Raw genomic sequence first — 11,753 nt, forward strand, 5'->3', positions numbered from 1 at the left:
GGGGTATATAGCGCTCGCGGCGCTACGCTCTACCGGGGTCGCATTGCAACCGGATACGCTGCAATACGTTTGTGTCTTAAGGAACCTCTGATTAAATCCGCATGGGCGAGGACCTTGGGGCGCGCCTTCTCTCAAAACATAAACGTGCGGTTGACCGCGAGTTTGCAGGATATCCCGGGCCCGATGTTTTGTTCGAATGCGCACCCCAAGGTCCCTGTTCGCGGCTGCGATTTTACGATCCGGTCCACGGCTGCGCTCCGCATGAAGGGCATTGTTCCGCTTTCATTTCTTTTGTGCCTGGTTAGTGCATGCGGCGGCCCTGTGGACGAAGAGGTCGCTGCTCCGCTCTTTGCGCGATTGTCCGCCGCCGAAACGGGCATCGCCTTCACGAACAGGATCGAAGAGCGAGAAGGGTTCAATGTGCTGGAGTACGAATACTTCTACAATGGGGCGGGTGTGGCCGCTGGCGACGTGAATGGCGATGGCCTGCCCGATCTGTATTTTTCCGCCAACATCGATCAGGATCGTCTGTATCTCAACCGGGGGGATCTGGTGTTCGAAGACGTCACGGAGCAGGCGGGTCTTGCAAGCGAATCCGGCTGGACGACCGGCGTGACGATGGGGGATGTCAATGGGGATGGACATCTGGACATCTATGTGTGCAAATCGGGCCGGGTGAGCACGGATCGCCGCCGGAACGCGTTGTACGTCAACAACGGGGACGGGACGTTTACCGAACGAGCGGCGGAATACGGCCTGGACGATCCTGCGTATTCGAACCACGCGGCCCTGTTCGATTACGACCGGGATGGCGACCTGGACTTGTATCTGCTGAATCATTCGATCCGGCGTTTGAGCCGCTTCGATGTGGAGTATATGCGGAGTAGCCGCGACTCCCTTGCCGGCGACAAACTGTACCGGAACGACGGCGGATCTTTTACGGACGTGAGCGAAGCGGCGGGCATCATCGGCAATCCCCTTGGGTTTGGGCTCAGCGTGATCGTTAGCGATGTGAACCGGGACGCCTGGCCCGATCTTTACGTTTCCAACGACTATATCGAGGATGATTACCTGTACGTGAACAACGGGGACGGGACCTTTACCGAATCCGTACGCTCGTTTCTGACGCATACGTCCTACTCGTCCATGGGCGCCGACATTGCCGATATAAACAACGATGCGTTGCCCGATATCGTGACGCTGGATATGCTGGCCGAAGATCATTTCCGGCAGAAAGTGCTGAAGGGGCCGGAAGATCATGTGTTTTACGAAGACTTTCGGAATAAGGGGTTTCACGAGCAGTATATGCGCAATATGCTGCATCTGAACAGGGGAGACGGGACTTTTGCGGAAATCGGACAAATCGCGGGCGTTTCGAATACCGACTGGAGTTGGGCGGCGTTGCTGGCCGATTTCGATCTCGATGGCCGTAACGACCTTTTCGTCACGAATGGCTATATGCGCGACTACACGGATCTCGATTTTCTTCGGGTCACGCTGGTGAATGCATACACGGAGGCGAGTGCCCGGGGGGAAGCCTTGTCTTCGCTGGAAATGGTTCGGCAAATGCCTTCCACCCTGTTGAGTAACTATATCTATCGAAACGAATCGGGGATCGCCTTTGCGGACAAGACGCGGGACTGGGGCATGGGCGAGGGTACCTTGTCGAACGGCGCGGCGTACGCCGATCTGGACGGCGATGGGGATCTCGACCTTGCGGTCAACAACATCAATGCGGAAGCCTTTGTTTATCGCAACGATGCGGACCGTCTTGCCGCGGGGCATTATTTGAAGGTTCGCCTTGAAGGCCCGGAAGGCAACCGGTTCGGGATCGGCGCTGTGGTCGCGGCAACGGGGGAAGGACAGCGTTTTTACCGGGAAATGAACCCGGTGCGGGGGTATTTGTCGTCCGTGGAGCCGGTGTTTTTTTTCGGTCTGGGCGCATTGGAGCAGGTTGATCTCGAGGTGATCTGGCCGGACGGCGCGCGCCAGCGGATGCAGGGCGTGCCGGCGAATCAAACGGTGACGCTGCATCGCCGGGACGCCGATTTCGAGGCGCCGGATGCACAGAAAGCCTTGCAGGTCCCTCCATTCTTCATGGAAGCGCCGGACGCCCGCGGACTTCAGTTCGTCCATGAAGAGAATCCGTTCGTCGATTTCGAGCGCGAGCGCCTGCTCCCGCATATGTTGTCGCGCCAGGGGCCTGCATTGGCGGCCGGCGATGCGGACGGGGACGGTCTGGAGGATGTATTCGCAGGCGGGGCGCGAGGCCAGTCCGGTGCGCTCTTTTTTCAGCGCCCCGACGGATCGTTTCGCCGGAGTCCGGGCGCGGCTTTCGAAGCGCATAGCGGCTATGAGGATACGGACGCGCTCTTTCTGGATGCGGACGGCGACGGCGACCAGGACCTGTATGTGGTCAGCGGCGGATCGTTCGAAGCGGAGGATATGTCGGTTTATCAGGATCGCCTGTACGTCAATGACGGCGCGGGCGGGTACGTCTATGACGAACAAGCCTTGCCCGATTTACACACCAGCGGAGGTACAGTAGCGGCGCACGATTTCGATGCGGATGGCGATCTCGACCTTTTTGCAGGCGGGCGGGCGTTTCCGGGCCGCTACCCGCTTGCTCCGCCAAGTTATCTCCTGGAGAATACGGGAGGAACGTTCGTGGACGTCACGCCGGAAGGGTTGCAGGCGCCGGGGATGGTGACCGACGCGCTGTGGACGGATATAGATGGAGATCAGCGCGCCGAACTGCTTCTGGCGGGAGAATGGATGCCGATCCGGGCATTCCGGTACACCGGAGAATGGGCTGAGATACCCGTTTCCGAAACAGGTCTCGCCGGTACGGCAGGCTGGTGGAATGTCCTGAGTGCGAAAGATCTGGACGGCGATGGCGATATCGATCTGGTTGCCGGCAACAGAGGGTTGAATGCGCAGATGCAGGCCGGTCCGGACCAACCCGCCGCGGTGTATTCCGCGGATTTCGGCGGCGACGGGCATTCCGAATTCGTCATGGGATATTACATCGGCGAGCAAAGGCATCCCGTCCCCTGGCGAGACGAATTGCTGGAGGAGATTCCGTTGCTTGCCCGGCAATTCCCTGACTATGCCTCGTATGCCCGCGCCACACTGGAGGATGTTTTTTCCGAGGTGGAGCCCGTGGTCACGCTGGAGGCGTCCCGCTTTTCAAGCAGCATCTTCGAGAACACCGGGGAAGGCCGGTTCCAGGTTCGGGAATTGCCTCTTGAAGCGCAGTTTGCCCCGGTGCATGCCATCCTTTTCGAAGATGCGGACGGCGATGGACAAATGGATATGCTTCTTGCCGGAAATGCTTTCGAGGCGCGGGTGCAATGGGGGCGTTACAATGGGGGGCGCGGGCTTCTTTTATTGAATCGCGGAGCGATGACCTGGGAAAGCGTTCCAGCGTCCCGGAGCGGTTTTTTAACGCCCGGGGTGGTGCGTGACATGGTTCGCGTCATCACCGCAACGGATCCGCTTGTGGTTGTTGCGCAGAATGACGCGGCCTTGGAGGTGTTCGTGTCCGATCCGGTGCCTGCCGTTCGCTGATAACGATAACATAAAAAGAAATTCAACTTTAGAGAGAAATGAGTGCAAGGGTAGTTGATTTTTCTGTGGGAAAGTGTTACTTATAGCCTTGTATCAACAGGAGCCTTTTCCGGTTTTCCAGATCGCGTCTGTTGGTCCTGCTTATCCGGTTGTAACCTCCTTACCTACGATATCCATTCTCGCCATGAAAGTTACCTATGCTTTCCGAACCTGGTCAGTACTATGCGTTTTGCTATCCGCCGGGCTTTTGCTTCCGGGGGTCCATACGGCGAATGCACAGGTCCATACCGTGAACGGCATTGTGCTGGATGCCGAAGACGGCGCGCCGCTGCCTGGCGTGAACATTCTTGAAGAGGGCACCCTGAACGGCGCCGTCAGCGACGTAGACGGTACGTTCGGAATAACGGTGTCCAATGCGAATGCCTCGCTGGTCTTTTCTTTCGTGGGGTACGTTACCCAGACGGTGCCGGTGAACGGACAAGTCGATCTGACGGTGCAACTTGCCGAGGACATCGAATTGCTTGAGGAGGTGGTAGTTACCGCCTTCGGCATCGAGCGGCAGGAGCGCGCGCTCGGATATGCCGTGAGCCAGGTTTCCGGCGAGGAGTTGCGGCAAGTGCGGGAGAACAATGTCGCGAACGCGCTGGCCGGGAAGGTATCCGGCGTGCTCGTTTCCAAACCGGCAAGCGGTCCCGCGGGATCGAGCAGGGTGATTATCCGGGGCGTGTCGTCGTTGGGCGAAGACAGTCAGCCCCTGTATGTAGTCGACGGCGTGCCCATCGACAATTCCACGCTCGGGTCCGCCGGGATGTGGGGCGGCTCGGATGGCGGCGACGGCATCGGCTCCATTAACCCGGACGACATCGAGAATATATCGGTGCTCAAGGGGCCTTCCGCCGCTGCGCTGTACGGTTCGCGCGCCAAGAACGGGGTTGTTTTGATCACGACCAAACGCGCAACGCCCGGTCTCGGCCTCGGGGTCGAGTTTTCCAGCAACACCACCTTCGAGTCGGTGCTCGTTAACACGGACTGGCAAAATCAGTATGGCCAGGGGAACATGAGTGAAACGGGCGAGGGAAGATGGACGGGGGAGAAGCCGGGTTCCGTGGACGAAGCGTTGGCCACGGTCGATCGGGCCTGGGGTCCGCGGCTGGACGGCTCCAGCGTAGTCAGCTGGGACGGCAGCAATCAGCCGTACAGCCGGGCAGCCGACGCCATCAACAGTTTTTATAACACGGGCCTTACCACCACGAACAGCCTTGCGCTTACGACGGCGACCGAGACCAGTTCGCTGCGTCTCGGATTCTCGCATTTGCAAAACCAGGGCGTTAGCCCCAATTCAGGGCTGTCCCGTACCTCGTTTTCCATGCGTGGCGGGTCGCAATTCGGCGCTCGACTGAGCGCGGACGCGAAACTCAACTTCGTGCGCGAGTATGTAAAAAACCGACCGCGGTTGAGCGATTCGCCGGGCAACGCGAATTATTCGGTGTATCAACTTGCGCCGAATGTGGACGTAACCACGATGGAATGCCCGCCCGAGGACGAAGCGTGCACGGATCCCGGAACGGATGTGGACGGCAGCGAGCTGCATCGCGGGCTGTTCGACAACATCTACCAGCAAAATCCCTACTGGGCGGCTCACCAGTTCACTTCGTCGGATGAAGATCGCCGGATCATTGGTTTCGCCTCCCTGACCTACAAGTTTGCGGACTGGATTTCGCTGACGGGTCGCTTTGGCGGCGATACCTACGCCACGCGCCGTACGGGCATTACGCCATGGGGCACGGCCTTCAGCCCGTTGGGTGGTCAAAACGAGCAGGAATTCCGCATCACGGAGATCAACACCGATTTTCTTTTCAATATCGACCGTTCTCTTCCCGGAAACATCGGACTGGTGGCGACGGTCGGCGGCAATATCCTGTACCGGAACCGGGAGAACCTGACCCTCAGCGGAGGGGGCGGATTCAACGTGCCGGGCCTCGAAGCGGTAACCAACCAGAACACGCGCTCCCACGGGTACGGCTTTAACGAGAAGCAGATCAATTCGCTGTACGGATCGGCAGAGTTTTCCTACAGCGACTACCTCTTCCTGACGGCCACGGCCCGAAACGACTGGTCCAGCACGCTGCCCATCGACAACAACTCGTATTTCTATCCGTCCATCAGCGGGAGTTTCGTGTTTTCGGATGCGCTGGATCTGCCGGACTGGATCAGTTTCGGTAAGCTGAGAGCATCCTGGGCGGAAGTCGGGGGCGACACCAATCCGTATCAGTTGGCGTTGACCTACGGTTTGTCGGGAAGCCATCTTGGACAGCCGCGCGGCGCGATCGCCCAGGGCCAGATTCCGCTGGCCACTCTCAAGCCCTCCTCCACCGTAGGTATCGAGGGCGGGTTCGATATTCGCTTCATGGACAACCGTCTGGGAGTGGACTTTACGTACTATACCCAGTCCGCGATCGACCAGATTCTTTCGACGACCATATCGAGCGCCTCCGGTTTCGGAAGCCAGCGTATCAACGCCGGCGAGATCAAGAACAGCGGCGTGGAACTGTTGCTCACCACGACGCCGTATCGCACGGGGGACTGGCGCTGGGATCTGGACGTGAACCTTTCGCGCAACACCAACGAGGTGGTGGACTTGATCGAAGGGCAGACGTCGCTCGTGCTTGGGGAAAGCCGCCATCGCGGCAACTTCGTGACGGCGGATGTGGGTGAGCCGTACGGTTCCATCAAGGGCCGCAAGTACCTGCGTCAGAACGTGCCGTCCGGCCCTGACGCCTCCGATTGCGACGCCACGGGCGCCATCGTACACGACGCCGACGGGCTGCCCATGCGAACGTCCGATCTGTGCGTGCTCGGCAATGGCACGCCCAACCTGCTCGGAGGCGTTAGCAATACGCTGCGCTGGAGAGGGCTGCGCCTTGGCATGCTGATCGATATGCGCTTTGGAGGCGATATTTTCTCGGTCACCAATAGCGCCGGTTACGCAAACGGTTTGCACAAGAACACGATCCAGGGCCGCGAGGAAGGCTTCATCGTGGGCGAAGGCGTGGACGCCGATGGCAATACGAACACCGTCCGGGTAAGTCCCCAGACCTACTGGGCCCGCATTGGGGGCGGCACCATCGGGGAGGAATTCGTATACGACGCCAGTTTCGTCAAACTCCGCGAGTTGAGCCTGGGTTATCGCTTGCCTGCGCGGTTGCTCGTCAACACGCCGATCAAGGTTGCTACGGTCTCGTTGGTAGCCCGCAACCTTTGGCTGCTTTACAGCAACGTGGATAACCTCGATCCGGAGTCCATTTTCAACAACACGCACCAAGGCATCGGCCTGGAGCACTCCGGCGTTCCGCAGACGCGCAGCATTGGCTTCAATGTCAATGTGAGGCTGTAATAACGTGAGGCTGTATCCAAGCTATCCGATCACGCTATACCAGAATAGATTCATGACCAACCCTAAGAAGTTCTTTTCGGGCATCTTGCTGATTCCTTGCCTGCTGGTTTTGGCCTCGTGCGATAGCGGGTTCGAGGAGATGAACGTGAACCCGACGCAAGCCAGTCAGATTGATCCGAACTTCAAACTGACGAACATCCAGCTCAGGATCAGCGGCGAGCGCTACGAAAACTGGCGGACGAACCTGATCTACAGTTCGGTAATGATTCAGCACTTCGCCACCTTACCCGGCTATTGGGCAGGCGATAAGTATACCTATATCGGTTCGTATTCCGCGGCAATGTGGGACCGGTATTATCCCAACATCGCCAGGAACGTCGAGGATTTGCTGTTGCAGACCGGTGAAGATCCTGAACAGGCCAATATGCATCACATCACCCAGATTGTGCGGGTGATCATGTACCACCGGCTGACCGATCTGTACGGCGACGTTCCGTACTCCGAAGCGGGCAAGGGCTTTATCGAAGACATTACGCAGCCGAAGTACGATCCCCAGAGCGAAATATACGCCGACATGCTGGCGAAGCTGGAGGCTGCCGCTGCGGGGCTTAATCCGGGCGGTCCCACGTACGGGAATGGCGACCTCATGTACCAGGGGAATGTGGACCAATGGCGCAAGTTGGCCAATTCGCTCATGCTTCGACTGGGGATGCGGCTGGTCAAGGTAGATCCCGGAGCCGCCCAGAGTTGGGTAAGCAAAGCCATTTCGGGCGGCACCATGGAAAGCAACGACGATATTGCCTATGTGCCGCATAACGATCCATCCGGATGGCGAAACGGAAACGGACAGGTGTTCCTGGCCGATCGTTCGCCGAGACTGTCCAAATTCTTCGTGGACTGGATGGTGGCGTATGGCGATCCGCGTCTCGAAGTGTACGGCACCATTCCTGTCGCAGGCGCCGATCCGGTGGGCATGCCCAACGGCAAGGCCGCAGGCTCATCGGATCCGGTGAACGGCATCGAGAACGATCCCAGCTGGGTTTCCTGCGACGGCGGCGCCAGCCCGTGCGGCATGGATGTGTATATGCAGCCCAACCCGGTTATTCAGGGGTGGGACGACCCCATGTTCTTTATGACCTATGCCGAGGTGGAATTGCTCAAGGCCGAGGCGGCGGTTCGGGGCTGGCATGGCGGGGATCCGGCGACCCATTACGCCAACGGCGTGCGCGCCGCCATGCAGTACCTGTCCATGTACGGCGCGGAAGCGGCCATTTCCGACGCGGATATCGATGCATACCTTGCGGCCAATCCCTACGATGGGGGCTCCGGCATGCGGCAAATCAACGAACAGATCTGGGCGGCGACGCTGTTGAACGAATATGAGGGGTATGCCAACTGGAGGCGGACCGGGTATCCGGAATTGACCCCTGTGGTATATCCCGGCAATGTGACCGGGGGCACCATTCCCCGGCGTTTGCGTTACCGGGAAGCGGAAGCCGTGGCAAATCCGGAGAATTATTCAGCCGCCGTATCCCGCCAGGGTCCGGACGAGTTCACTACGCGCATCTGGTGGGATAAGTAGCTCACACAGGCGTTCGTAGTTTGTGTTATCGTAATGCCGGGGGCGCTCTGTTGCGCCCCCGGCATTTTTATATCGCCTTTATCTCACCGCAGCACGTTCAGCAGCCGCGAGTATTTTATAATGATCGCCTGGTCTGTGAATTCCGGGTCGAAGGCGCCGAATTCCCTGTCCAGGTCATAGTCGGACGTATGGTTGAAGACGATGAACAGGCCCGTGCCCGCTGACTGAAGCCACCCGAACCGCAGATTCATGGACCAGAGTTCTGCTGCGCTGTTGTACTGAATCAGCGTTTGCAGGTAGATGCGCGGGGTAAAGGAATACGAAAGCCGGGTACGCACGAGATTCGCGGTGAATTTGCCGCCCGGCAGGTCCACCCAGTTTTGACTCAGGCCGATCTCCGTGTTGAATGCATCCCCGGCCCGTGCGCGGATGGTGGACAGGATCGTAACGCGATCGCCCCCGAAAAATCCTCCCGCAATAACCCGGGTACTCAGGCTGAGCGGAAGGCTCTCGTCCGTGATGCCGACGATCATGGCTTCCCGGTGATGGTACGATTTTCTCGGTACCCACACGCCCTCACTGATTTGAAAAGCATTCCGGACGCCTTCGGTGGTGAAGTTGATGCCTGTGTGAATTTCCCAGCCGTTTTCCCATTCCCAGTGGTTGTCGATGTGCAGAAAACCTGTTTCATACACTCTGTCGAAGCCCCAATAACCATAGTAGCTGACGTGCGGGCGCAATTCGTGAAAACGGAGGTAATCGGGACGAAACCGGTAAAAAACGAGGCCGCTAAAACGCCGGTAGGCGGATGTCCGTTGCATGAAACCGAGTTCCGGGTTGAAGTTGTCGGCTACTTCGGTATAGCCTGCGTTCAGCATCCAGGCTTCGGAATTGTAGTTGGCCACCGTCTGGAACGCATAGTTTCTCCCCGACATATCCGGCGTTGCCGACAACGCCCCGAAACCCGATACGAAGGCGTACTGTCCGATACCGAGCTGGCCGTCCAGCGCAATTACGCGGTTGTAATCGTTCTCGGTCGCCAGATCGCCCACACCCTGTCGGTTGGTAACAATCACGCCGGCGAAGGTTCGGTTCGGAAACTCGCGCTTGAGGCGCGCCACGCTGAAGTTATTCCCCGGAATCTCCTCCCCGCCCAGTTGCCGGGTTTGCATGTTGAGCACCCCGATCCGGTAGTCGCCCATGGAGCCGGAGAGGCGGGCGCCGCCGAGAATGGGTACCGCTACGCCGCCCGCGCCGATACCGATGCGCCGGCTGAAGAAAAGGTCGATCTGCCCCGGCGCCCCCACCGAAAACACGCCGGCGTTTTCCAGGAAGAAGGGCCGTTTTTCCGGAAAGAAAAGATTGAAGCGGTCCAGATTGATTTGTTGTTCGTCCACCTCGACCTGCGCAAAATCGGTGTTGTACGTGACGTCGAGCGTCATGCTTGGGGTTACGCTGTACTTCAGGTCTATGCCGATGTCCCCTTCCGGGTCTGAGTATTCCGAGGTGGTTGGCAACTCCGAGGAGTCGGTGGTGCGGGCGCCTTGTCCAAGCGCGTACGGGATGATTTGCAGATTGCGCGGCGCCTGGATGTCCAAACCTTCCAGCGTCCCGGCCAGCGAAACCCGCGTGAGCGTGTATTGCCGGGGAAGCGGGGCCCAGTAGGCGGTTTCGTTCCGGCGCCGGATGCGGCGTTCGAAGTTGATGCCCCACGCCTGATTCTCTCCGGTCGCAAAGCGCAATGTGCGCAGCGGAATGGCGAATTCGGCGCTCCATCCGTACGCTCCCGTTTCGGTGTGGACTGTCCATGCGCCATCCCAGTTGACGTTCAACCCGCCGCCCGAACCGCTTTGGTTGCGCGGGCCCTGGGAGAACCGCCCGCTGTTCTGGCCTTCATTCGTTACCTGTGCATCGTATTCGACCCCGGCGGAATTTGTCCCGAAAATAAATCCGTTCTGGCGATCGCGGTACGTGTCCAGAATGAGACTGAAACTGTCGGCCTCCTGAGGATCCGCATCCCGGCGGCTGTCCGACACGATGATCTGCGACGGGTCGCGGTCGTAGCACACGACCCCGACGTACAGGGTTTGTTCGGTGTACCGGATGCGGACTGCGGTCTGCTCTGAAGCCGGTTGTCCCTCGTTCGGGGTGATTTGGATAAATCCGGTGGCAGGTTCGATGTCGGACCAGGCTGGGTCGCCCAGTACATTGCCGTCGAGGACGGGCAGGGTGTCGCTGTTGCTCTTAACCGCGCGTATTGCCGGGGCGCTGATCGGAGCGCTATCGGCTGTGCTGTTATTGGCAGCGTAGGCGCCCGTCTGTTCCGCTTGCTGCGCCGTGGCGGGAAGCGCAAGGGGCAAGGTCAGAAGAAAGAAGAGGGCCGCGAGCATTGCACGGCTTGCGAAGCGCATCCTGTAGTGCATGGAGGGTAGCCGGAAAGGATCAGAGAAGAAAGGTGCGGATAAAAGCCGGAAATACAGGAAATACAATTATAAAATATAACGCAAACACAGCTGGATATGTGTTTTTTGCCGCTCATGGAATACGGAACAGGTGTTTGGGGTCTAACTCTTGTGTATTCTGTGCCTGCCGTAGCTTTTCCCGGGAAGGTTGTGCATCTAACAGGGTATATACAAGGGTATATCAGGCTTTTTTCGTTCAAACTGTGTTTTCATGCAACGTGATGTACTGATTTTCCCACATGTTTCGGCATTCGTTGCGGCCGTGTTCGCCGCCTGCGCTCTGCTGCCCGCCCTTGAGGTTTCAGCCCAGACGAGTGCGCCGTCGCCTCCGTTGGAGCGGGAAAACGAGGGCGTCATGCAGGCCCTGTTTGTCGAAGAAGAGATTGCCCTCGACGGCATACTGGACGAAGCAATCTGGCAAAGGGCCGTCGCCGTATCCGGTTTCAGGCAATACGAACCTGTGGACGGCGCCCCGGCATTTCAGGAAACGGAAGTTCGTGTCTTGTATGGGGCGAATAATCTCTACGTCGGAGCATTGCTCCATGACGAGGAGCCGGGGGCTATTGAAAGGGCGTTGGGGCGGCGGGACGATTTCAATCGGGCAGACTGGTTTCTGGTAGCTGTGGATGCTTATTTCGACCGGCGCACCGCCTATGTTTTTGGTGTGAATGCGGCCGGCGTTCAATTCGATGCGCTCCAGACAGGAACCGGAACAACCGGCGGCGGGCCGGGTGGCGGTGGAGGT

The 11,753-nt window shown here is 58.7% G+C and carries 5 protein-coding genes; 4 read left to right on the forward strand and 1 reads right to left on the reverse strand.

The features are described from left to right. The first annotated feature begins 183 nt into the window (after nt 1-183). The 3 genes from F4Y00_02095 (at nt 184) to F4Y00_02105 (ending at nt 8,546) form a co-directional block, all read left to right on the forward strand. Entirely contained in the window at nt 184-3,570 is a 3,387-nt protein-coding gene (locus F4Y00_02095; protein MYE03755.1) for a VCBS repeat-containing protein, read from the forward strand. A 184-nt stretch (nt 3,571-3,754) separates the two neighbouring features. Continuing rightward, nucleotides 3,755-6,964, forward strand: coding sequence for a SusC/RagA family TonB-linked outer membrane protein (locus tag F4Y00_02100; protein ID MYE03756.1), 3,210 nt, complete (start codon nt 3,755-3,757; stop codon nt 6,962-6,964). A 52-nt stretch (nt 6,965-7,016) separates the two neighbouring features. After that, a complete protein-coding gene (locus tag F4Y00_02105; protein ID MYE03757.1) occupies nt 7,017-8,546 on the forward strand; it encodes a SusD/RagB family nutrient-binding outer membrane lipoprotein in 1,530 nt (509 codons plus the stop codon). Between the two features lie 83 nt (nt 8,547-8,629). On the opposite strand, the gene F4Y00_02110 is transcribed toward F4Y00_02105, so the two are convergent. Continuing rightward, nucleotides 8,630-10,969 (reverse strand): carbohydrate binding family 9 domain-containing protein, encoded by a 2,340-nt coding sequence (locus F4Y00_02110; GenBank protein MYE03758.1) that lies wholly within the window; start codon nt 10,967-10,969, stop codon nt 8,630-8,632. Nucleotides 10,970-11,219: 250 nt separating this feature from the next. On the opposite strand from F4Y00_02110, the gene F4Y00_02115 reads away from it, so the two are divergent. After that, nucleotides 11,220-11,753, forward strand: a 534-nt coding sequence (locus F4Y00_02115) for a carbohydrate binding family 9 domain-containing protein (GenBank protein MYE03759.1), incomplete at its 3' end; no start/stop codon positions are given.

This window comes from Bacteroidetes bacterium SB0662_bin_6 (assembly GCA_009839485.1).
GTDB lineage: Bacteria > Bacteroidota > Rhodothermia > Rhodothermales > VXPQ01 > VXPQ01.

Excerpts from the sequence above, each read along its gene's own strand:
- F4Y00_02095 (MYE03755.1), top strand. The coding sequence starts at position 184 with ATGTTTTGTTCGAATGCGCACCCCAAGGTCCCTGTTCGCGGCTGCGAT.
- F4Y00_02100 (MYE03756.1), top strand. The coding sequence starts at position 3,755 with ATGAAAGTTACCTATGCTTTCCGAACCTGGTCAGTACTATGCGTTTTG.
- F4Y00_02105 (MYE03757.1), top strand. The coding sequence starts at position 7,017 with ATGACCAACCCTAAGAAGTTCTTTTCGGGCATCTTGCTGATTCCTTGC.
- F4Y00_02110 (MYE03758.1), bottom strand. The coding sequence starts at position 10,969 with ATGCACTACAGGATGCGCTTCGCAAGCCGTGCAATGCTCGCGGCCCTC.